Origin of the sequence: Aquamicrobium zhengzhouense, assembly GCF_016124105.1 — a bacterium.
Classification (GTDB): domain Bacteria; phylum Pseudomonadota; class Alphaproteobacteria; order Rhizobiales; family Rhizobiaceae; genus Aerobium; species Aerobium zhengzhouense.
Map to the genome: position 1 here is coordinate 349239 of NZ_JADGMQ010000001.1, position 22638 is coordinate 371876.

21 protein-coding genes are annotated in these 22638 nt (G+C 58.6%); 8 read left to right on the forward strand and 13 right to left on the reverse strand.

Going from position 1 to position 22638, the window contains the following annotated elements; translation table 11 throughout:
* The first annotated feature begins 147 nt into the window (after positions 1 to 147).
* The gene (locus IOD40_RS01660; protein ID WP_198473627.1) at positions 148 to 612 is read left to right on the forward strand and encodes a group III truncated hemoglobin; all 465 of its coding nucleotides are present in this window, start codon (positions 148 to 150) and stop codon (positions 610 to 612) included.
* 80 nt (positions 613 to 692) lie between these two features.
* Positions 693 to 1130 carry a pseudoazurin gene (locus IOD40_RS01665; protein ID WP_198473629.1) on the forward strand — a complete coding sequence of 146 codons (438 nt, stop codon included), beginning with the start codon at positions 693 to 695 and terminating at the stop codon, positions 1128 to 1130.
* Between the two features lie 29 nt (positions 1131 to 1159).
* On the opposite strand, the gene IOD40_RS01670 is transcribed toward IOD40_RS01665, so the two are convergent.
* The 4 genes from IOD40_RS01670 to IOD40_RS01685 all read right to left on the reverse strand — a co-directional run bounded on the left by IOD40_RS01670 (position 1160) and on the right by IOD40_RS01685 (position 4934).
* Entirely contained in the window at positions 1160 to 1753 is a 594-nt protein-coding gene (locus tag IOD40_RS01670) for a hypothetical protein (protein WP_233713788.1), read from the reverse strand.
* Between the two features lie 70 nt (positions 1754 to 1823).
* A complete protein-coding gene (locus IOD40_RS01675; RefSeq protein WP_198473631.1) occupies positions 1824 to 2903 on the reverse strand; it encodes a YcjF family protein in 1080 nt (359 codons plus the stop codon).
* Positions 2900 to 4348 (reverse strand): YcjX family GTP-binding protein, encoded by a 1449-nt coding sequence (locus tag IOD40_RS01680; protein ID WP_198473633.1) that lies wholly within the window; start codon positions 4346 to 4348, stop codon positions 2900 to 2902. Before IOD40_RS01680 ends, IOD40_RS01675 begins: the two co-directional genes overlap by 4 nt.
* 82 nt (positions 4349 to 4430) lie before the next feature.
* Positions 4431 to 4934, reverse strand: a complete 504-nt coding sequence (locus IOD40_RS01685; protein ID WP_198473634.1) for a SixA phosphatase family protein — start codon at positions 4932 to 4934, stop codon at positions 4431 to 4433.
* 268 nt (positions 4935 to 5202) lie between these two features.
* On the opposite strand from IOD40_RS01685, the gene dksA reads away from it, so the two are divergent.
* Positions 5203 to 5619 (forward strand): RNA polymerase-binding protein DksA, encoded by a 417-nt coding sequence (gene dksA, locus IOD40_RS01690; RefSeq protein WP_198473636.1) that lies wholly within the window; start codon positions 5203 to 5205, stop codon positions 5617 to 5619.
* A 99-nt stretch (positions 5620 to 5718) separates the two neighbouring features.
* On the opposite strand, the gene IOD40_RS01695 is transcribed toward dksA, so the two are convergent.
* The gene (locus tag IOD40_RS01695) at positions 5719 to 6660 is read right to left on the reverse strand and encodes a flagellar biosynthetic protein FliO (RefSeq protein WP_198473638.1); all 942 of its coding nucleotides are present in this window, start codon (positions 6658 to 6660) and stop codon (positions 5719 to 5721) included.
* A 205-nt stretch (positions 6661 to 6865) separates the two neighbouring features.
* On the opposite strand from IOD40_RS01695, the gene cckA reads away from it, so the two are divergent.
* From cckA to IOD40_RS01710, 3 genes are all read left to right on the forward strand, one after another.
* Entirely contained in the window at positions 6866 to 9481 is a 2616-nt protein-coding gene (gene cckA / locus IOD40_RS01700; protein ID WP_198473640.1) for a cell cycle histidine kinase CckA, read from the forward strand.
* A gap of 105 nt (positions 9482 to 9586) precedes the next feature.
* Positions 9587 to 9874: a hypothetical protein gene (locus IOD40_RS01705; RefSeq protein ID WP_198473642.1), complete on the forward strand. Its 288-nt coding sequence runs from the start codon at positions 9587 to 9589 to the stop codon at positions 9872 to 9874.
* A 213-nt stretch (positions 9875 to 10087) separates the two neighbouring features.
* Positions 10088 to 10873 (forward strand): L,D-transpeptidase, encoded by a 786-nt coding sequence (locus IOD40_RS01710; protein WP_233713789.1) that lies wholly within the window; start codon positions 10088 to 10090, stop codon positions 10871 to 10873.
* Positions 10874 to 10879: 6 nt separating this feature from the next.
* On the opposite strand, the gene IOD40_RS01715 is transcribed toward IOD40_RS01710, so the two are convergent.
* Together IOD40_RS01715 and IOD40_RS01720 are read right to left on the reverse strand one after the other, a co-directional pair.
* Positions 10880 to 12193, reverse strand: a complete 1314-nt coding sequence (locus IOD40_RS01715) for a DNA polymerase IV (RefSeq protein ID WP_198473644.1) — start codon at positions 12191 to 12193, stop codon at positions 10880 to 10882.
* Between the two features lie 64 nt (positions 12194 to 12257).
* Positions 12258 to 12548 (reverse strand): DUF3572 domain-containing protein, encoded by a 291-nt coding sequence (locus IOD40_RS01720; protein ID WP_198473646.1) that lies wholly within the window; start codon positions 12546 to 12548, stop codon positions 12258 to 12260.
* Positions 12549 to 12730: 182 nt separating this feature from the next.
* On the opposite strand from IOD40_RS01720, the gene IOD40_RS01725 reads away from it, so the two are divergent.
* Together IOD40_RS01725 and IOD40_RS01730 are read left to right on the forward strand one after the other, a co-directional pair.
* A complete protein-coding gene (locus IOD40_RS01725; RefSeq protein WP_198473648.1) occupies positions 12731 to 13102 on the forward strand; it encodes a response regulator in 372 nt (123 codons plus the stop codon).
* Positions 13102 to 14472, forward strand: a complete 1371-nt coding sequence (locus IOD40_RS01730; protein WP_198473650.1) for a PleD family two-component system response regulator — start codon at positions 13102 to 13104, stop codon at positions 14470 to 14472. Before IOD40_RS01725 ends, IOD40_RS01730 begins: the two co-directional genes overlap by 1 nt.
* Positions 14473 to 14811: 339 nt before the next feature.
* Here IOD40_RS01730 and rpmG read toward each other — a convergent pair whose 3' ends face one another.
* The 6 genes from rpmG to topA form a co-directional block, all read right to left on the reverse strand.
* Positions 14812 to 14979, reverse strand: coding sequence for a 50S ribosomal protein L33 (rpmG, locus tag IOD40_RS01735; RefSeq protein WP_011580689.1), 168 nt, complete (start codon positions 14977 to 14979; stop codon positions 14812 to 14814).
* Positions 14980 to 15083: 104 nt separating this feature from the next.
* Positions 15084 to 16280 (reverse strand): MFS transporter, encoded by a 1197-nt coding sequence (locus IOD40_RS01740; protein ID WP_198473652.1) that lies wholly within the window; start codon positions 16278 to 16280, stop codon positions 15084 to 15086.
* A 29-nt stretch (positions 16281 to 16309) separates the two neighbouring features.
* Positions 16310 to 17044: an NUDIX hydrolase gene (locus tag IOD40_RS01745; protein ID WP_198474229.1), complete on the reverse strand. Its 735-nt coding sequence runs from the start codon at positions 17042 to 17044 to the stop codon at positions 16310 to 16312.
* A gap of 26 nt (positions 17045 to 17070) precedes the next feature.
* On the reverse strand, positions 17071 to 17505 hold the full coding sequence (locus tag IOD40_RS01750; protein WP_198473653.1) for a DUF983 domain-containing protein: 435 nt from the start codon (positions 17503 to 17505) through the stop codon (positions 17071 to 17073).
* Complete coding sequence (gene rnr / locus IOD40_RS01755; RefSeq protein ID WP_198473655.1) at positions 17505 to 19787, reverse strand: ribonuclease R; 2283 nt, start codon at positions 19785 to 19787, stop codon at positions 17505 to 17507. Before rnr ends, IOD40_RS01750 begins: the two co-directional genes overlap by 1 nt.
* A gap of 6 nt (positions 19788 to 19793) precedes the next feature.
* Positions 19794 to 22439 carry a type I DNA topoisomerase gene (gene topA, locus IOD40_RS01760; RefSeq protein ID WP_198473657.1) on the reverse strand — a complete coding sequence of 882 codons (2646 nt, stop codon included), beginning with the start codon at positions 22437 to 22439 and terminating at the stop codon, positions 19794 to 19796.
* Positions 22440 to 22638: the final 199 nt, after the last annotated feature.

Sequence of the window (22638 nt, forward strand, 5' to 3'; positions counted from 1 at the left end):
CATCCAGCAGCCCTATGCGTGGGATAACCACGATTACCGCAGGGTTAGTGCGACGCTTTCTCACGCCGTTCGCCGCTGGCGAGGTGATATCACTCGCCCCATCTGAGGCGGTAGAGCATCACATCCGCGGAAAGAAGGACCGTAGCGATGAAGGGACGTCCGGTATCAGCGCGCACGGCTGTCATAGATGGCAAGACGCTGCCTGAACTTTTGGATGAGGATATGATCCGCGACGTGGTTCATGGCTTCTATGACCGCATTCGCAGCGACGAACTTCTGAGTCCGATCTTCAACTCACGGATCGCGGCCGCCGATTGGCCGGTTCACCTGGCGAAGATGTGCGACTTCTGGTCGTCCACGCTCCTTCGTACCGGCAGGTATGACGGACGTCCGCTCCCTCATCATGTGTCGATCCCCGAGCTTGATGAACCGCATTTCAGGCGATGGCTGACTCTGTTCCGCGAGACAGTTCACGCTCTGTGCCCGGAGGAAGTGGCCGACCTGTTCATGGATCGGGCACTGCGCGTCGCGCACTCCTTCCGACTCGCGATCGCATTTCATCGCAAACAGGACACGCTGACGATCCAGCCGATCAGCGAGGAAAGTCTTTGAGCCAGCTCCTCCCGCTAGCTCCAGACCTGCGCCGAGCAGGTGTTTCTCTCGGCGAACCTGACTTCAGAAAGGATAATAAGATGAACAGGACATTGGCAGTGATCGCGCTTGCCGCAGCGACGGCGTTTGCTGTGCCAGCGATGGCGGCGGAACACGAGGTCCTGATGCTCAACAAGGGGGACAAGGGTGCCATGGTTTTCCAGCCAGACTTTTTGAAGGCCGAACCAGGTGACACCATCCGTTTCGTCCCTCAGGACAAGTCGCACAATGCTGAAACGATTAAGGGAATGCTTCCTGCAGGCGCGGAGGGCTTCAAGGGGAAGGTGAATGAGGAGATCACCTACACCGTGACTCAAGAGGGCCTGTACGGCATCAAGTGCACGCCCCACTACGGTATGGGGATGGTCATGCTCGTGTCAGTAGGCGAGTCGACAAACCTTGAGGAAGCCAAGGCGGTCAAGCATCCAGGCAAGGCCAAGAAGCACTTTGCCGAATTGTTCGAGAAAGTCGCCAACTGACCTGATGGCGAAGGCGGTTGCCGGCAAGCTTACTTGCCGGCGATCGCACCAATCGATGAGGCGCTTACGCGCTTCAGGTTCATACCGATGACCGGCACCATCTGCTGGTCGACGCGCACTGACACCGTAACGTGCAGCGTGTCATCATCAGGCAGGCTCGCGAGCATCGCTCCGTTGAGCTGGTTACGAGTCAGATTCAGCGTGACTTTGTGGCCCTTCACCGAACCACCGACAACATCGAGCCCTTCACCTACCGCACCATCCATGAAGGTTCCGCGATAGCCTTTGCGGCCGGCATGTTCGACGATCGCCGACATTTTTTGTGTGAACAGGCCAACCCGGCAGCCGCCGTCCAGCGACACACCGACCTTCTGCTTGTCGGTGATGCCCGTGAAATTGCAAGTGAAGCGGGTGCCCTTGTACTTGCCTGCAACGATTTCGCCGGGACCCGACCAAGCGCCTTCAACTTTGTTAAAGAACTTCCGGTCCGGTTCTGATGCATGTGCCTCGGAGGGCGAACTCAAGATGGCCGCCGCCGTTGCAACCGGCAAGAGCGCGGACAAAGCCATGCGTACGATCATCGAAATACCCGAGAACAGAACTGGAGACTGTTGTCGAACCATGAAGAAGAATGGTTAACGCTTCGTCTACTATTCGTGACCTCTAACAGATGTGTGGCAAAGTCGCCAAGCCTCAAGCTTGCTCGGGATTCGCTTTTCCTCTTGCAGGGTCTGCGACGCCCTTATCCTTTGCAAAGCGGGTGAGGGAAGCGAGGAAGTCGCTCATCCCCGGGCGCTTGACCGCGTGAAAATGCATGGGACGCACCGTCTCCATTGCGGCAACCCCAATTCGTGCGGTCATCATGCCGTTAACGACGCCTTCTCCGAGTTTCGCGGAAAGCCGCGCAGCGAGTCCTTGGCCCAGCACCTGATGCACGAACTCGTCTCCAGCCGCGACGACGCCGGTGACCGCCAGATGAGCAAGGACATCTTTGATCAAGCGAACAAAACCAAGCGTACCGGGTCGTCCGCCATAGAGTTCCGCGAGCCGTCGAATGAGCCGGCCCGCCTCGAACAAGACATAGGCAATATCGAACAAGGCGCGTGGGCTTACGGCCGTCACGACCGACACTCGTTTGGCAGCGTTCAAGATCAACTCCTGCGCGCGTGCGTCGAGGGGCGCGAGAAGTTCCAACTCCGCCAGGCGGACAAGATCGGGACCATCTATGATCTCGCCTTGCAGATCGTTCATCGCCCGTCGGCCGGCCGCAGTCTCCGGTCGTCTTGAAACGAAGCCAGTCAAGTCTGCAACGAACGCTTTAGCGCGGCGATTGTCTTTACTGGTGACAGCCGCCAAGCCGTCAGCGCGGAGTTTTTCGACGGAATTGAGCCGCGCCAGCCCGACCAGTTCGCGAGCGAGGATCGTGACAAAGGCGACAGCAGCAACGGCCGTAACCGCAGAGGCAAACCAACCCAGCCAGTCGGAGCGCGAGAACATGTCGCGTATGAGGCCGTCGACCCACATACCGATTGCTAGGGACACAAGAAGCCCGGTTGCCGCAAAGAAGATCGAACCGATCGTAGATCGACGACGCGATACGGGAGGAGGAGGGACGGCGACATCGTGCTCCACGCCCTCTTGCTCAAAAACATCGGTTTCCACCGGAGTTACGAGATCCGGTGAGATCGCGCGCGGCGGGCGCGCCATCGCGAAGCCGCTTTCGGGCTTATCTTCTTTGAGCTTGAAGGCTGCAGGTTTGCGCGGTGGCATCATGCTAGCCGATCTCCCAGAAGGAACTGCATGGCGCGGTCAAGCCGGATGTGCGGAAGCGACAGGGTGACCCCCTCTGCAGTCTGCTCAAGCTTGGGGGGGCGGAAGCGCACAAAGCGGATCTGATTGTTCGATGATGCCAGGAGGTCATCGGGGGAAGCTGGCAAGTCGCCCGGGAAGATCGCCGTCTCGGTTTCGCCGTCAAAGGTCTCGCCATCGATCGTCTCACCAGCCAGTGGCGTTCCGATGATGACCGGCAGACTATCCGAACCATGCTTTACCGTTCCCTCACGAGTGGCACGAATCGCGGCCATGGCCAGGGCTTCCACCTCGGCGCCGGAGAGGCTCGCTCGCTCTGCAGCGCGTGCTGCCAGACGTCGGACGATAGCCTGGAGCCGATCATGGCTTTCATGGTGGATGTGATCAGCTTTGGTCGCAGCGATCAGAATTCGGTCGATCTTTCGCGCAACAAGGCCGGTGAGGAACCCGGTGCGTCCTTGGCGAAAACAAGCCAGAATCTCTGTAAGGGCCCGTTCGAGATCCTGAACAGCGTCAGGCCCCGAATTGATGGCCTGCATTGCATCGATCAAAACAATCTGGCGATCCAGCTTGGCGACGTGTTCGCGAAAGAACGGCCGGACGACATGGGTCTTGTAGGCTTCGTATCGACGCTCCATCACGGCGCGCAGGGAACCTGGCTTGCTTTTCGTATCAGGCAGGTCGGGCAGCGGTGAGAAGGTGAGGGCAGGCGATCCTTCAAGATCTCCGGGCATCAGGAAGCGCCCCGGCGGCAAAGTGGAAAGAGCGCGCGAATCGTCCTTGCAGGCCCGCAAATAGTTGGCGAACGCTTCCGCCAATTCCCTTGCCGCGACTTCATCAGCCGGCGCATCCGGGTCGACGTTTGCTGCAAGAGCGCGCCACTCTGCAGACAGGTCCGAGCGGACTGGAAGCGCAGACAACTCATGCGCTTCCCTGGAAAACTGGGTGAAGTCCTTTGCCAGAAGCGGCAGATCAAGCAGCCACTCACCCGGATAATCGACGATGTCCAACGCAAGGCGGCCGGGCGAAAACATTCGGCCCCATCCGCTCGCCGACTCGTATTCGATGGTCAGGCGCATCTCTGAGATTGCGCGCGTCGAGTCAGGCCATATCCGTCGCCGTAGCAGCGCCGCAACGTGATCCTCGTAAAGGAAACGAGGCACGGTGTCGTCTGGTTGATGCTCCATGTACGCCCGCGCGATGCGCCCGCTCTTTTGCGCCTCAAAAAGCGGGAGCCTGCCACCGTGGAGCAGATTGTGAACAAGCGAGGTAATGAATACGGTCTTCCCCGCGCGAGACAGGCCGGTTACTCCCAGCCTGAGTGTCGGGTTTACCAGTCCAGTGGCATGACCGGCCAAGGTGTCGAGAGCAATCAGCGCGTCGTCGGTAAAGGTCGTGAGGCTGGCCAAGGCGTCCCCTATAAAGGCGAGTTGGTGCCAGATATAGTGTCCCAACGCTGCCGCTGGAAGGGTTGGCGAAACCTGTGGAAGATCAGATGCCCGCCGGCTTCAGGAACTTTTCGAGAAATCCGTCTTCTGGAGCTATTCGGGAAAGGGAGGCCGGAAAGCGGAGTATCGCCAGCCCGCACGCCGGAAATCCACGCCGGGCTGCAGCCATTGCCTGCTCGTTCCCGTCGCGGGCGAGGCCGATCGCCAGGTCCTCCATCATGGGATTATGCCCCACGATCAGTATCGATCCGTCACTTTTGGCCTCGCGAATGATGTCGAGGTATCCGGCGGCATCAGTGCTGTAGAGCGCGTCCGAATATCCGACATCATTAACCTCGATGCTGCGTGCAACCGCTTTCCATGTATCGCGCGCACGTTTGGCTCCGGAGCACAGTACCAGATCCGGAATAAACCCGGATCGCTGCATTTCCCGACCCATCTCCTCTGCGTCCTCATCTCCCGAGGGGTGAAGCGGGCGGTCGTAATCCCGTACGCCGGGCTCTGCCCAACGCGCCTTTGCGTGTCTGAGGAGGTAGAGGCGGGTCATGCTTGGTCCCCCGAATTGATGGTGCCGGCCCAGATTGGCACCTCAGGCATGTTTATCGATCACCGCATTTCGTAGCAACGGGGGCTGATGCGTGATGGTGTGCACTGCACAATTCTCTGGCACATCAGCGTAAGTTTGCGGGAATTACGTGCTAAGTGACTAATAAATAGGCCTTAACAAGTGTGTGACCTTGTTAGTCTTAGAACTTGTGTAAGCTTGTAAGCCAGAATATATAGGCGCCGGATCGCAGCTTTGGGATTTGAGTCGAATGTCAGATATCGTGGTTAACGATTACGTTCCCTCCGAAGACGAGCCCTTCATGAACGAGCGGCAGAAATCCTACTTCCGCGGCAAGCTGATTGCATGGAAGAACGATATTCTCCGTGAAGCTCGTGAAACGCTCGAAATCCTCCAGCAGGAAAATGCAAATTTGCCTGATCTGGCGGACAGGGCGTCGTCTGAGACGGACCGTTCGATTGAGCTGCGTGCCCGTGATCGTCAGCGCAAGCTGATTTCCAAGATTGATGCCGCCTTGCAGCGTATTGATGAAGGAACCTACGGGTATTGTGAGGAGACGGGTGAACCAATCTCGCTGAAGAGACTGGATGCACGTCCGATCGCCACGCTCTCGATTGAAGCGCAAGAGCGTCACGAGCGACGCGAGAAAGTATACCGAGACGATTAAGATTTGGCGGCCCCGAGGCCGCTTTTTTGTTTCTTGGTCTGGCAAACGGCGTCTGTGAAGGCGCCGTTTGTCTTTGAAGGGCGTCTAAACGCGTATCGATCAGCGCTTGGGTGTGGTCAGGTTGCCGAGGAGCTGGGTCAGTTCGTCATCGATCGCACGTTCGCGTTCGGCTGAAGTTGCCGGAGCTGCGGGAGAGGCAGTAGGAGCCGGCGTCCACGTCTTTCGCGCTTCGTGCTCAAGCGACACTTCCAGCTCCTGCAGCAAATTATCATCGAGCGAAGAACTCTTTCCTGCGCCGAGACTGGTTGGTGAGGGAGCGGCCGATTGCGGAGCGGGCGCTGCTGGTTGGGGAGCCGCCGCTCCACCAGCTGCCTGCGACGGGGCTGGCGTATATGTGTTCGGTGAATAGGGGGGCCTTGTCGGCATTGAGGGTGCCGAAGCGGATGCCGGTCTTGCTGGTGAAATGGAGGTCGGCACGGGTGCGCGTGGTGCCGCAGCAGGGGGTTGAGAAATTGCCGATCGTTCGGCTGCTCGGGGAGCGCCGGGCCCAGGCTTGACGGCGATTTCCGGTAGCCCCGCGGGTATGGGCTTGGCTTGGGCAACGGGCGCATGCGCCGATATGGCTTTCGGAGGCACTGTCGGCTGCGCAGGTGCAGGTGGAGCCGACGCTGTCAGCTGATGCCCACCCGCAACCGAATTTGCAGGTTCAGCAAAGTCAGGGGGAGGAGCCTGACGACGCCCGGCAGCAATAAGGCGAATATTCTGTTCGACTACCACGTCCGTTGGACCACCTATCAGAAGAAGGTGCGCAACGTCATCGCGGCGAACCAGGACAAGCCGCCGATGGCTGTCTACTGCTGTGGCATCCATCACGGCCAAGCGGGTCTTGCGACTCCGCCCGCCTGCAACGAACGTGCCAAATGTGAGGCTCCGCACGATGCGGATCACTACCAGCAGGATCAGGAGTCCAATGAGTGCCGCCAGCGTCCATATCAGAGCCGAACCATATCCTGGTGCGACACTCTCCAGCCATGCATGCATCTGCTTGCTCCCCTGCGGCCCGAGCTTTTGCGGAGAGTAGTCGCGGTACGATTACATCGCAAGCAATCTTGACGCTTCGCTGGGCTCAATCTTGAGCGAAGCATGCGCTCTTGCATCGAGCAAGGTCATTCATCCGTTGCCGCGCTTGCAGTCGTTGTTAAGCATGATGTATGCGAGGTTAACGTCGATGGCAGGCAGGATAGGAATGGCGAAGGACACCAGCGGCGAAATCCGTCCCGCAGCGATCGTTGACCAAAGCGCGCGGCCAGGCACGATAACGCGCCTCTTCATCTTTGTGGTGGTGCTGATCGTCGCTGCAGTTGCGTTCACGCTATTCCGCAACTGGTTCGGTGATCCGTTCCTGTTGGGTCTGTTAGGGATGCTCGCCATGATCGGCGTCGGCTTCCTGTTCACCGCGGCTATAGGTTTCATCCAGATTGCACCCCGCTCTACGGCTGACGAACTGGCTCGCTCATTCGTTGATACGATGCGACAGGGCTTATTGGTCACCGATATCAAGGGCCGCATTGTCTATGCGAACAATTCCTACGTAGAGATGACCGGGGCAACGTCCGCGGCAGATGTTCGGACGGTAGAGGGGCTGCTGGCTGATAACCCTGAGGCATCGCCCGTGGTCTATCGTTTGGCCTCCGGTCTCCGTGACGGAATTTCAGGCGATGGCGAATTTCGGCTCAACTCGTCGCTGCGCCCCGGCTCGGACGGGGCGGCGCGGTGGTATCGCCTGCGCGCAAGGACGTTTAAGGTTCCGGGCTATCGCCAGCCACTTTCCGCATGGGAAATCGCCGATATATCGGCAGAGCGGGCAGAGCAGGAGCGTTTCTTCCTGGATCTGCAGAAGGCCATAGATCATCTCGATCATGCACCAGCAGGTTTCTTCGCAGCGGATGCCACAGGACGGATTACGTATATAAACGCAACGCTGGCGGAGTGGCTTGGCATCGATCTGGCAGGGTTTACGCCCGGTGCGACCACGCTATCCCAGATTGTGGCGGGAGATGGGATGGCGTTGATCCGCTCGGTCAAGGCTGACCCTGGACAGACGCGCAACGCGGTCATTGACCTTGATCTGTCAACGGTGAACGGAGCCGTTGTTCCGGTGCGTTTCATGCACAGGGTCACGGCCAGCCGCGATGGGGCTCCTGGTCCATCTCGAACCATTGTTCTCAATCGCAATCAGGGCGAGGACGCATCTGCGGACCTGCGCGCCTCCGAGGTTCGGTTCACGCGCTTCTTCAATTCGACGCCAATGGCAATTGCCGGGGTCGATGGTGAAGGCCGCATCCTTCGAACCAATGCGCCGTTCCTGTCTTTGTTCGCCGCCGTCGTGGATCGCGATATGCTCGACAGGCGTGTGAAGCTGGAAGCCGTCATGCATCCGCGCGACCGCGAGGCTTTCGATATAGCCTTGGCGAAGGCGCGTCAGCGTCAGGCCGACATATCTCCGATCGACACAGTGGTGCCCGGCGACGAAGATCGTCACATCCGCTTCTACGTCAGTGCGCTGGCTGATGGTGGAACCGGTGAGGGAGCCGAAGAAGCTGCCATCGTCTACGCGGTCGAAACCACTGAGCAAAAGGCGCTTGAGGCGCAAATGGCCCAGAGCCAGAAGATGCAGGCGGTGGGTCAGCTTGCGGGCGGCATTGCCCACGACTTCAACAACGTCCTTACCGCGATCATCATGGCATCGGACTTGTTGCTGGCCAATCACCGGCCTTCGGATTCGTCCTTCCCGGACATCATGAATATCAAGCAGAACGCCAATCGTGCTGCCTCGCTGGTGCGGCAGCTGCTGGCGTTTTCGCGCAAGCAGACCCTGCGACCAGAAGTTCTCAACCTGACAGACGTTCTGGCCGATCTCCGGATGCTGCTGTCGCGTCTCGCCGGCAACGAGATAAAGCTTGCCGTCGAACATGGTCGCGATGTGTGGCCGGTGAAGGCGGATATCGGGCAGCTCGAGCAGGTCATCGTCAATCTTACCGTGAACGCGCGCGACGCGATGCCGGAAGGCGGATCATTGGCAGTGCGCACGCGCAACATTGTTGCAGCGGATTGCGCGGGCTTCGGATACCGAGAGCTTGTCAGCGGCGATTACGTTCTCGTCGAGGTGGAGGACACCGGCAGCGGTATCCCGGCGGATGTCCTTGAGAAGATCTTCGAGCCCTTCTTTACGACCAAGGAGGTGGGTAAGGGGACCGGGCTCGGGCTGTCGATGGTCTACGGCATCGTCAAGCAGACCGGCGGCTACATCTTCTGCACATCGGAATTGGGGAAGGGAACGACATTCCACATCTTCCTGCCGCGTCACGTGGTCGAGGTGCAGCAGCACGCTGAAATCCAAGCGGACTCTGCATCCGGGCCATCTGCGAGCGGCGAGGCAAATGGCTCTGCTCCTCGTGTAGCTGCCCAAGCGGCCGCCGCAAAGGACCTCTCGGGTTCTGCAACCGTCCTTCTCGTTGAGGATGAGGACGCGGTGAGGATGGGCAGCGTCCGCGCGCTGGTTTCCCGTGGATACACGGTTCACGAAGCATCGTCTGGCGTCGAAGCGCTTGAGATCTTTGATCAGCTTGACGGAAAGATCGACATTGTCGTCTCCGACGTTGTGATGCCGGAGATGGATGGCCCCACATTGCTCGGAGAGCTCATCAAGCGTCAGCCTGATGTGAAATTCATCTTCGTATCGGGCTATGCGGAAGATGCGTTTGCCAAAAACCTGCCGGAGGAGGCTAAGTTCGGGTTCCTGCCGAAGCCATTTACTCTCAAGCAGTTGGCGACGACCGTTAAGGACATGCTCGATGCGTGATCTTGTGGATCAAGCAATTTAGTTCAAATTGCGTGAGGAGTTTTAAGGTAGCTGAGACCCGCTGCGCGTAGAAGCCGCGCATCAACTCGGGGAAGCTCCATATCCATGACCATCAATCCGTTGTCGCTTCTGACGCAGATTCGCGCGCCGTCGTCGTCTCCGACGAGGACGGAAAGCGCCGCGGAAACGACCGAGATTGTTTATCGTCGGGAGATCTCGGCAATCAGTCCAGGATCGTGGGCGAATGCATATCAGGCGATCCGATCGCAGGAAGTCGCTTCATCGCTTGAGCATGGGGCGCAGCCATATGGGGATACCCGTGCGATCGTATCGGGTGTAGGCGTACCCGGCGCTTTGCAGGCATATGTCGAGATGATGGGGACGGATGAGTAGCTGTTGCAATCGAGCAACAGCGTTAGTCCGCCACTTTTCCGCCGCGACTTTCTCCCGTACTCGCCATGTTTGCTAGGCAAGCAACAGTTCGCACCGTTATGGTGTGGTCCCCCTGTGCCGCAAGGCGCGTGTCAAAACGAAAAGATCTCAGGTCCGCTTATGTGTGAGAAGACCGAAGCCGGAGAGCTGCACGAACGTTCGTCCGTGGGGCGCATGTCCAGACGCTTCTTCCTTGCTTCTGTGCCGGTATTCCTCGCCGGTTGTACGACATCTGGAAAGGTGCTGCAGGTAGCATCCGGTCCAGATCCTTACTACCTGGCGATGTATGGCCCTCTTCCTGATGATCGCTTCCCGATTCCGGCTACGGACATTTCGAACGTCGAGCCTCGCTTCCTTCGTCAGCAGGTGGATTACCATCGCTCGGAAGTGCCCGGCACCATCGTGATCGACACAGCCAACCGCTTCCTCTACCTCGTACAGGAGGGCGGCAAGGCGCTGCGTTACGGAATCGGCGTTGGCAAGGAAGGGCTGGAGTTCGAAGGAACGGCGACGGTCGGCCGCAAAGCACAGTGGCCTCGGTGGACCCCGACGCAGAACATGATTCGTCGCGAGCCGGATCGTTATGCGAAATATGCTGGCGGTATGGAGCCGGGGATCACCAACCCGCTCGGACCACGCGCTCTATATCTCTACAAGGATGGCCGCGACACGCTTTTCCGTATCCACGGCACGACTGAGCCATGGTCAATCGGCCTCGCAGTCTCGTCCGGTTGCATTCGCCTGTTCTCGCAGGACATCGTTGATCTGTATTCCCGCGTTCCGACGGGAGCTCCGGTTGTTGTGCTACAGAATGAGCCGCTGATGTATCCGCAAAAGGAGCTGCCAGCCTGGGTCGCGCGTCAGGTTAACCCTCAGCCGCCGGCGCCTGAACAGCTTGGCACCGTTCAGGATGCATCTGTGTCGTCCTCTGGGTTCCGTCGGCCGTCAGTAGGTATCTAAGCCGCCTCAATCAGCCGGGTCTTGCGGCTTCCCCCGCACGCTACGGCCGAAGGTGTAGCCAGTCTCGACTGCCTTGCCTCCGAATTTTTCACGAAGCGCGTCCATGGCCAACTCGGCCATGGCGCGCTTTCGTGCACCGTGATCCACCAGGTCAGGAGGATCTGCGCGCGCGTCGTCTACCAGATCGCTAACCCCAATCCCCAGCAGCCGAAATGATGTGCCATCCGCCTCTTTGCGCAGAAGCTCGAGCCCGGTAGCGAAAATCTTGTCAGCCAGTCGGGTAGCGTCGGGCAGTTGACGGTTGCGGGTGCGTATCCGGAAATCTGCCGATTTGAGTTTCAGGACGATTGTCCGCCCGGCGATCTCGGCCTTCTTCAGGCGGGTAGACACCGTCTCCGAAAGCGCTCTGAGAACCGGCACCAAGTCCTCGAGCGCAGTCAGATCATTATCGAATGTCGTTTCAGCAGAGACGCTCTTGGTTTCATGTTCGGGTTGAACCTTCCGGTCATCTTCCCCACGTGCGAGGTAGAATAGGCGGTTACCCAATGTTCCAAACCGCCGAATGAGGTCTTCGCGCTCCATAGTCTGCAGCTGCCTGATCGTGCGAACCCCCTCGCGCTCAAGCGCAGCAGCAGATGCCGTGCCCACTCCCCAGATCAAGGTCACCGGCTTGTCGGCAAGAAACTCACGGGCCTCTCCTTGACCGATGATGGAAAAGCCGCGCGGCTTCTGCATGTCGGATGCGATTTTCGCCAAGAACTTGCAGTAGCTCAGACCAACCGACACGGTGATGCCGATTTCGCGTTCCACTTGTTTCGCAAATTCGGCAAGCACAAGGGCCGGGGCTTTTCGATGGAGGCTTTCGGTACCGGACAGATCAAGGAAAGCTTCATCGATTGACACGGGTTCCACCAACGGTGTCAGCGACTGCATCAGTGAGCGAACCTGACGCCCAGCCTCGGAATATTTCTCCATGTCCGGCTTGATGACAATCGAGTCAGGGCAGGCTTCGAGAGCCTTGAACATGGGCATTGCAGATCGCACACCCCGGATGCGAGCAATGTAGCAGGCCGTTGATACCACGCCTCTCTTGCCGCCACCGATGATGACCGGCTTGTCGCGCAACTCGGGGCGATCCCGCTTCTCTACCGCGGCGAAAAACGCATCGCAGTCGATGTGCGCGATGCTGAGGCGTTCAAGCTCAGGATGCGATACGAGGCGCGGGCTGCCGCAACTGCTGCAGCGGCGCGCAGCTGAAGACTGACGCGTGAGGCAATCGCGACAGAATCCGTATTTAGGAAGGATAGCTGTATCGCTCATGGCGCCGGACAATTCAGGAACATCGTGACATTAGGCGATGCGTTTGAACGCAGCAAGGTTGTCGTCACGTGGTAATGTCGAAACGATCATCGCCAAAGGGGAGGGTCCGAAGGGCCACCCTGACGTCCTCAGGTGCTGTCTCTGTCGCTTCGCAGAATGCTTGAAGCGTTGGCTCATGCCCCATAATGAACTGCAGCACGCCGGCCAGAAAGCCTGGCTCCGCAGCGGCCAGTCTGATCTGTGCTGCATCGATGCCGCTGATAGCCAGAAAGCGTGGCATGAGCGTTGGATCGGCTGCAATGAAGCCCAGCGCAGAGATTGCGAGTTGCTCGGCTGCGTCACGATTGTGCGGCATTGCTAAACCTTTATGCTCCAGGATCACGTTCAGGTTTAGCGCCGAGCTGATAAGCTTAGCAAGCCGAGCGTGTTCAGCAGGCGAGAAGGGCACAATTCGTTTGCCATTCGTCAATCTGATTGCGCTAGCATCATCTGAATTCTTCTTGAGGGTGGTACAAAAGCGTACCGGACAGGGTTGCAATGGCGAAGAAGGTGATGATCGTCGAGGACAATGAGCTTAATATGAAGCTCTTCCGCGACCTGATCGAGGCATCTGGGTATGAGACAGTCCGGACCCGGAACGGGCTGGAGGCGCTCGATCTCGCTCGTTCGCACAAGCCTGACCTGATCCTCATGGACATCCAATTGCCTGAAGTCTCGGGTCTCGAGGTAACAAAGTGGCTCAAGGAGGATGATGAGCTTCACTCCATCCCGGTAATTGCGGTTACCGCCTTTGCGATGAAAGGCGATGAAGAGCGGATCCGGCAGGGTGGTTGCGAAGCCTACATTTCCAAGCCGATATCGGTCGCCAAGTTCATCGAGACGATCAAGTCTTATTTGGGAGATGCTTGATGACTGCTCGCATCCTTGTAGTTGATGACGTACCCGCAAACGTCAAACTCTTGGAAGCAAGGCTTCTCGCTGAATATTTCGAAGTTTTGACTGCTTCTAACGGCCTTGAGGCGCTGGAAATTTGTCAAGGCGGCAATGTTGATGTCGTCTTGTTGGACGTAATGATGCCGGGGATGGACGGCTTTGAGGTTTGTCGCCGCATTAAGAGCGATATGGCGACTCATCATATTCCCGTCGTTATGGTCACGGCCCTTGATCAGGTAACAGATCGGGTGCGTGGACTTGAATCTGGCGCAGACGACTTTCTCACCAAGCCTGCCAATGACCTTCAGTTGATGACCAGGGTGAAAAGCCTCGTCCGTCTGAAGAGCCTCACCGACGAGTTGCGCCTGCGTGCCTCGACCACGCGCAGCATCGGGATTGAAGAACTCTTGTCACGACGAGCATCGGTGGACGAGTCGCTGCCGAAAGCGCTGCTGGTTGATGACAAGGATAGTTCCGTCGAGCGAATTTCTCGCATGCTGCGTCATCGCTGCGTGCTCGAGAGTACTGCAGATCCCCAGGCAGCCTTCATCACCGCCGCAGAGGGTGATTTTGACTGTGTGCTGATCAGCACCAATCTTACCAACTACGATCCGCTTCGGATCTGTTCGCAACTGCGTACGCTCGATCGGACGCGTTTTACCCCGATCATGCTGATCGCCGATCAGGGGGAGGATGCCCGGCTTGTCCGCGGCCTCGAACTTGGGGTCAATGATTATCTCGTTCGTCCTCTGGACCAGCATGAACTGATTGCTCGCATGGTCACGCAGGTGCGCCGCAAGCGCTACAACGATCATCTGCGTGCCTCTCTGGCCGAAACGATCGAGATGGCTGTCACGGACCCTCTCACGGGCCTCAACAACAGGCGTTACCTCGACACGCACCTTCAGACATTGTTCGATCGTGCCCAGTCACGCGGAACGCCGCTGTCGCTCATGATCGCAGACATTGATCGCTTCAAGATGATCAATGATCGGTGGGGCCATGACGCGGGTGACGCGGTCCTAAGGGAATTCGCATCCAGGATCAGGCGAAACCTGCGCGGAATTGATCTTGTTTGTCGATTCGGTGGCGAGGAGTTCGTTGTGGTGATGCCGGAGACGCCGGGCGATATCGCCGAGAAGGTGGCTGAACGCATCCGCAGCGAGATTGCGGCGACACCCTTCGAGATACCCGGTCACGGCGGCAATCAAGTCACGGTCAGTTTAGGTGTGGCGACCCTACGCGACGGAGCCGACACAGTGCCGACGATGATCAAGCGGGCTGATCAGGCACTCTACCAGGCTAAGAATAGCGGCCGCAATCGCGTGGTCGCTGCAGCAGCGTGACGCGCAGGCGAATCAAGGATTGCCTGCATACGCTTATTTACCTTGTTCTCGTGAAAACGGGACGCATGGTTAAGAACAGATTGATTTTAACCGTAGGTTGCGCAAGAGTTCCGTTGGGTAAGGGGGGGCTTTGTTATTTTGGCTCCCGAAATAGACACCCCATGATGCTCAGGTCCGCCGCATCTCCTGGGTCCGTGGGGTTGGCCGGTCGGATGCTGGCGTTCAGCGGCCTCCTCGTACCGTTGTCAGCGCCGATCGGCCCCAATTCTCAGTGAGCACTGCAGAAACGAAAACGCCGCCCTTTGGGGCGGCGTTTTCGTTAGTTCGGCGTAAGGAAGATTACTTGATCTTCGTTTCCTTGAACTCGACGTGCTTGCGCGCGATCGGGTCGTACTTACGCTTGGTCATCTTGTCGGTCATGGTGCGGCTGTTCTTCTTGGTGACATAGAAGAAACCGGTGTCCGCGGTCGACAGGAGCTTGATCTTAATCGTCGTAGCTTTGGCCATGTTCTTGGTCCGCTGTTCTCGGGGTCTCGTTGCCGCATCGGTGCGGGCGGCAGGCCCGGCTTGCGGAAAACTCGCGCGGAGACATAAACGAGCCTCCGGAAATGTCAAGTCCGAGAGGTGCCTCCTCCCATGCGGCACACCGCCAAAAGCAGGTAACCGACGAAGAATACAGACAGGCTCCACGAGAATCCGCTTGGGCCGAAGAAGTCCATGCCGACGCCAATGGCCTGGGGACCGACAAGCATCCCGATGCCGTAGCATAGGACGAACGCAGCATTTGCAGAAGCAAGGTCCCGACCGGACAGGCGCGAGCCCAGATGGGCAAGCCCGACCGTGTACAGGCCAGCTACCACACCGCCCCACGCAAAGAGCACGGCGGCGCTCAGAAGCCAGTTGCCCGCTATCAAGGGCAAGATCAGCACGCCGGCCAAGCCAACCACTGCGCAGATCACGAGCAGCGTTCTGCGGTCCTGCATACGATCGCTGATAATGCCGAGGGGAATTTGCAGAAGCACATTTCCAAGACCAACGGCCGTAAGGAGAAGCGCTGCATCGCTTTCGCTATAGCCGATACGGGCACCGTAGACGGGGAAGAGTGCGAAGCCACCGGTCTCTACCGCCCCGAAGACGAGAACGGCGCCGGTGGCCATAGGAACCATCCAAATGTAATGCGCGAAACCAGACGAGGGCTCACCTGAGGTGGTCCCCATGTCCGGGCTTTCGCGTGAAGCTGCCAGAACCGGCAGAGCAGCAATCATCACCAAGCCGAACGCAATCCCGAAAGGCAGGAAACCTGACGACCCGACCTGGGAGAAAAGGAAAGGCCCGAAGGCAAAGCCGAGTGATAGGACGGTGGCGTATATTCCGAGCACCAGGCCGCGCTTGTTCGGCGGGGCGGAGGTGGAAATCCAGTACTCGGACAGGATGAATAGTGTCGTGAGTGCAAAGTGCAGCACAGCCCGAAGCGGAAACCACATCCAGAATGCGGGTACGAAATAAAACCCGATGAATGCGAAGCCGCCGAGCAGAATCATCGCCGTCATCAGCGGCACAACGCCGATTCGTGCAGCGAACGGTGTGACGAGAGGGGCCGCGGCTATCGAGGCGATTCCCGCGACAGCGGTGTTGGCCCCGATCACGGTCGATGAATAGCCGCGTGCCTCAAGAATTACGGACAGGAGCGGGACCCCAAGGCCAATTGCGATACCAACGACGCTGATCGATGCAACTGCTGCGGCGACCGATAACCAGCGAATGTGGGTGATCGCCTCTTCCTGAGCGGCCAGTGAATCTGGTGCCATGTAAAAGACCTGTGAAAAATGCGGAGTGCTTACAGTAGATCGCGCTGGAAGCGACTACCGCGCAAATAGTAAAATGGGACGGGTCCTCCCGGGGAGAGGTCAGGGTCGTTTTCAAGACGCTGCTCCAGATCCACCAGAACGGTGCGAGTTATGCCGGGGATGTCGGCAGATAGAGCTTCGGCGACGGACAGCCACATGATCTCTTCGAGCTCGTCTGTGGGGCCGCCCTCCGGCAACTCTACCGCCACGTCGTCCCTGAACGCCGCGAGAAACCGGGTATCGTATCGTCTCACCCGACCAGGAGGTGTGATCGCGCGAGCGATGAAGCGGAGAGGGGTGAGGGTGGGGCACACGCCATTTTGAACAAAGCCCTGCCAATCTGGCTTGGACGTCTTGAAGTCACCCATTTTGCCGATGAGAAGGCCTGCTTCTTCATAGGTCTCGCGGATCGCCGACATCGCAATCGCGCGGGCGCGGGTACGGCTGATCCGCGGGCGGGCCAGCTTTTCTTCCTCGAGTGGATGAAGCGCATCGGCCACTTTGATACGCCCGTCCGTGGGGTCAGTGCGGCCACCGGGGAACACGAATTTGCCGGGCATGAATGCATGCCTCATGTGACGCCGTCCCATGAGGACGCGCACCTGGCCTTTCGAGCGATCTAATAGAATGAGGGTAGCCGCATCGCGGGGACGCGATGGACCTGCGCCAAGTGCAGCGTCGCGTCCCTCCACGTGATCGACCTCGGCACGGCTCATCCCGGCCATGGTCCGGCGCAAAGCGCCGTCTCCCGTCATGGATTCTGCATTTCCGGGTGGGTATCCAACGCGTCGTCCTGACCTGAGAAACCATGCATGCGGCATGCCCACTGAAGACCAACCACCCCGCCTTTTACAGGAGGCAGTGCAAGCAAGGTCATGATCAGCGTCACCGGCCCGAGATAGGCAAGGTGAGTCCAGACCGACCAGTCCACGATCGATTCGAATCCCATATACATGGCCACTGCGACGTGTCCGACGATCGTGACGACGAGATAGGCCGGTAGATCGTCTGCGCGGTGGTGGTGAAAGTCCTCACCACACTGATCGCACCGATCAGCAACTTTCAGAAAGGCGCGGAACAGCTTGCCCTTGTTGCAATGTGGGCAGCGCGACATCATTCCGCGCATGATCGACTGCTTTACGGGGCGATCTGCAACCTGGGCTTCTCCGAATATCTGTTGATCCATTATCGTCTCCTTGGCCCGCCACGTGGTGCCTTGGCTCGGGCCCTTTCACGCGAGCGCCGCGCCTTATGATAGGACTGTTTGGAGCCCGGGAGGGGCTTCGGGTCGCTAAGCATCTCAAAACGCATGGCACCTGCAAGTGGTGCCACTTCAACGAGCTTCACATCAACTGTATCTGCAAGCTGGTATCCTCTTCTTGTCCTCTCCCCAAAAAGAGCACGGGCCGACTCGTCAAAGATATAGTAGTCGTCGCCCAGAGACGAAATAGGGATGAACCCATCTGCGCCAAATTGTGGCAGCTGGACGAAAAGACCCGCTTTGGTGACGCCCGATATTCGCGCAACAAAGGTTTCTTCCAGTCGCGAATTCAAATGTTCGGCGATGAGACGGTCGACCGTCGCACGCTCGGCTGCCATTGCCCGTCGTTCAGCCGTCGAGATCAGTGCAGCGATCTCTTCAAGACGCGATTCTTCTTCATTGGTGATCCCGTCCGGACCAAGCCCGTGTGCACTAATGAGCGCCCGGTGCACCAGGAGATCGGCATAGCGGCGGATGGGTGAAGTGAAATGGGCGTATCGGCGCAGGTTCAGGCCGAAATGGCCGAGGTTTTCGGGCGAGTAGACTGCTTGGCTCTGAGATCTCAGAACGACCTCGTTGACCAGCACCTCGTGGTCCGTGCCTGCGACTTGCGCCAGGATCCCATTGAAAGACGATGGCCGCATCTGGGCTCCTCGGGCCAAAGACATCCCGATCGTCTGGAGGAATTCGCGAAGTGCTTCCTGCTTGGCGAGCGAGGGCGCGTCATGAATGCGGTATACGAGCGGCTTGTGCTTGCCTTCCAATGTCTCGGCAGCGGCAACATTTGCCTGAATCATGAATTCTTCGATCAGCTTGTGGGCGTCCAGCCGCTCTGGAACGATCACGCGATCGACTGTTCCATCCTCCTTGAGAAGGATTTTTCTCTCAGGCAGGTCGAGCTCAAGCGGTCCACGCTGCGCGCGGCCTCGCTTCAGGGCACCGTAAGCCGCCCACAGAGGCTTCAGGATCGTCTCGAGCAGTGGCTTAGTCTTGTCGTCTGGCGAGCCATCAATTGCTGCCTGAGCTTGCGGATATGCAAGCTTGGCCGCCGACTTCATCATGATGCGGTGGAACGAGTGACGGATCTTCCCACCCTCGGCGCTGAATGTCATGCGTACCGCAAGTGCAGGGCGATCTTCGCCTTCGCGAAGCGAGCATAGATCGTTCGAGATACGCTCCGGCAGCATGGGCACGACGCGGTCAGGAAAGTAGACCGAATTTCCGCGCTTCAGGGCTTCTTGATCGAGCGCGGAACCGGGCGTGACATAAGTCGCGACATCGGCGATCGCGACTGTCACGATGTGCCCACCGACATTCCTGTCGTCTGGATCTGCTTCCGCAAAGACGGCGTCATCGTGATCTTTCGCGTCCGGAGGATCGATTGTGACCAAGGGGATGTTCCGCCAATCCTCACGACTTGCCATGCTCGCCTCAGGCGCGGCAGCGGCTTCCGCCAATGCCGTTTCAGGGAAGATGTAAGGAATGTCGTGTTCGTGGATCGCGATCATCGAGATCGCCTTCTCGCTGCTCAGCGACCCCAATATGTTGAGCACCTTGCCCTTGGGTAGGCCGTAGCGGCCGGCAGACACCTGCTCCACTTCCACGAGATCGCCTGGTTTGGCTCCGCCCGTGTAGTCGCTGTCGATGATCAGCTCAGCCTGGCGGCGCTCGACGGGCTCGATGCGGAAGCTGCCATCACGCAGCTGACGCAGCACCCCGAGAACGGCATCGCGGCGCTTCTCGAAAATCTTGATGATGCGTCCCGTGTAGGCAGGGCCAGCGTCGAGATCGGTCGGAAATACCTTTGCAAGAATACGTTCGCCAATACCGGGCGTCCGGGCCGAATCGCGCGAAGGACGCAGCGACACCAGCGGCACTGCACCATTTTCTTCCGGCCACTCGGCGGGGCGCGCGAGCAGGTTCCCGTCCTCGTCGCGAGAAAATACGTCGAGTACAGAAACATGGGGGAGGGCGTCGGCCCGAGTGAAGCGCTTCGCCTGCTTCTTCAGTACCCCCTCATCCTGAAGCTGGCGAAGCTGATCCTTCAGCCATGCGCGATCAGCGCCCTTCAGACGGAAAGCGCGTGCGATTTCGCGCTTTCCGCTCTGATCAGGATTTTCCTTGATGAAAGCAAGGATTTCATCGCGCGAAGGGCGGAAATCGCTTTTGTCTTCGCCGGTCGTGCGTCCCGAAATCCGCTTTGCCAAAAGGTCCTATTCCTCTTCTTTAGACTTCTTCGCCGGAGCTTTTTTGGCAGCCGGCTTCTTGGTGGTCGTGGTCTTCTTGGCCGCGGGTGCCTTCTTGACTGCGGTCGCCTTCTTGGTTGCCGCCTTTTTCGTTCCGGACTTTCCTGCCTTGGCGGCGATCAGCTCAAGAGCCTCTTCGACCGTCACAGATGCAGGGTCCTTACCTTTTGGCAGCGTCGCATTGACTTTGCCCCAGTTCACATAAGGGCCAAATCGGCCATCACGTACAGTAATGGCGCCGCCATCCGGATGTTCCCCAAGTTCCTTGAGGGCCGCCGGGGTGGCTCTGCCGCCACCCTTGGAGAAGCGGGACTTCTTCTCTGCGATCACGGTGACCGCACGGTTGAGGCCGATGGTGAAAACATCCTCCACCGTCTCGAGATTGGCATAGGCGCCGTCATGAAGCAGGAACGGGCCGTAGCGACCGATGCCGGCGGCAATCATCTTGCCGGTTTCAGGGTGCAGGCCGACATCGCGTGGAAGTGAGATGAGCTGCAGAGCTTTCTCCAGGTCCATTGATGATGGGGTCCACCCCTTCGGAAGACCGGCGCGCTTGGCTTCTTTCCCGTCGCCGCGTTGAACGTAGGGGCCGAAGCGGCCGCTCTTCAGAACGATGTCCTCGTCGGTCTCCGGATCCTTTCCGAGTACGCGGTCGCCATTATCGCCTGCGCCATCGCCTTCGCCGTTCAGGCCGTCGCCCAACTGGCGAGTGAAGCCGCATTCCGGATAATTCGAGCACCCGACAAAGGCACCGAATTTGCCCAGCTTCAGCGAAAGGTTCCCAGAGCCGCAGCGTGGGCATACGCGAGGGTTCGAGCCGTCTTCGCGGGCCGGGAACACAAGCGGAGCCAGTTCCTCGTTCAATGTGTCGAGGACGTCCGTTACGCGCAACTCTTTCGTCTCGTCGACGTGGGCGGAGAAGTCGCGCCAGAAGTCGCGCAGAACATCCTTCCAGGCGAGTTTGCCGTCGGAAATCTCGTCCAGCTTTTCTTCAAGATCGGCTGTGAAGTCGAACTCGACGTAGCGCTCAAAGAAGTTTTCAAGGAAAGCGGTTACAAGGCGACCTTTGGCCTGAGGCATCAGGCGGCGCTTCTCGATCGTCACATAATCGCGGTCCTCGAGCGTCTTAAGAGTCGCGGCATAGGTCGAGGGGCGGCCGATCCCGAGCTCTTCCATCTTCTTGATCAAAGACGCTTCAGAATAACGGGGAGGAGGTTCGGTCGTGTGCTGGGTCACTGCAACGTTCTTGCGTGACAGTGCCTCGCCAGCTTTGATTTCGGGGAGGCGGCGGCTTTCCTCGTCCTCGGAATCCTCGTCCTTCTGCTCGGTATAGGCGGCGATGAAGCCATCGAACCGAACGACCGAGCCGACAGCACGAAGCCCCGCCGTGCGGCTCCCGTTGACCGCCTCGATCTCGACAGTCGTCCGTTCGATCTCGGCCGGGTTCATCTGGCTGGCAATAGCCCGCTTCCAGATGATTTCATAAAGACGAGCCTGATCTGCATCCAGATATTTACGGACGCTTGCAGGCGTGCGCCGGAAATCAGTTGGACGCACCGCTTCGTGCGCTTCCTGGGCGTTTTTCGCCTTCGTGGAATAATAGCGGGGCTTCTCCGGCAAATAGCGATCGCCGAATTCGGCACCAATGGCTGAGCGAGCAGCGGCGATCGCCTCCGGTGCCATCTGGACGCCGTCAGTACGCATATAGGTAATCAGACCGGTGGTCTCACCGCCAATGTCGATACCTTCGTATAGGCGCTGTGCGACTTGCATCGTTCGGGACGCCGAGAAGCTGAGCTGCGATGAGGCAGCTTGCTGTAGCGTGGAGGTCGTGAAGGGAGGGGCCGGGTTTCGCTTCGTCGGCTTCGCTTCAACTGATACGGCGTTGAAGGTCGCCCCTTCCAGCATCCCTTTAATATCGGCGGCCTGTTCGGCGCTCTTGATATCGAGCTTCTGGAGCTTCTTTCCTTCGAACGCGGTCAGGCGCGCTTCGAAATCATCGCTGCGTGGCGTCGCAAGCTGAGCAGCTATCTGCCAATAATCTTCGCGGATGAACCGCTCGATTTCCGACTCACGATCGCATACCAGGCGCAGCGCGACGGACTGGACACGTCCAGCTGATCGAGCCCCGGGAAGCTTGCGCCAAAGAACCGGCGACAGTGTGAAACCTACAAGATAGTCCAGCGCACGTCTTGCGAGGTAGGCATCCACCAGCGCGACATCGATATCGCGCGGGTTCGCCATAGCCTCGAGAACGGACTGCTTGGTAATCGCGTTGAAGACGACCCGGCGGACAGGCTGATCTTTAATGACCTTCTTTTGGCGCAACACGTCGAGGACGTGCCACGAGATCGCCTCGCCTTCACGGTCGGGGTCAGTCGCGAGGATAAGGCTGTCAGCACCCTTCATCGCCTTGGCGATGTCGGACAGCCGTTTCGAGGACGCGCCGTCGACTTCCCACGACATGGCAAAATCTTCGTCCGGGCGCACAGAGCCATCTTTCGCTGGCAAATCGCGCACGTGCCCGAACGATGCCAGGACGATGTAGTCCGGACCGAGATATTTGTTGATGGTCTTTGCCTTGGCAGGCGACTCGACGACGACGACGTCCATATCCTGGTGAATTACCCCTCGTACGGTAGCAATCGGCCACCGCTGATCTTCGGAAAACAGCCCGTCACATGGCCGTGCTTTTAATTGCGGTCAAGAGGCTGTGACGATTTTAGGAGCGGTCAGGGGCTCGTCACAACCAAAGATTGCGCACGTTAAGATTGCAATTTTGCAGGCAGAGAGTATTAATTGAATCTATCTG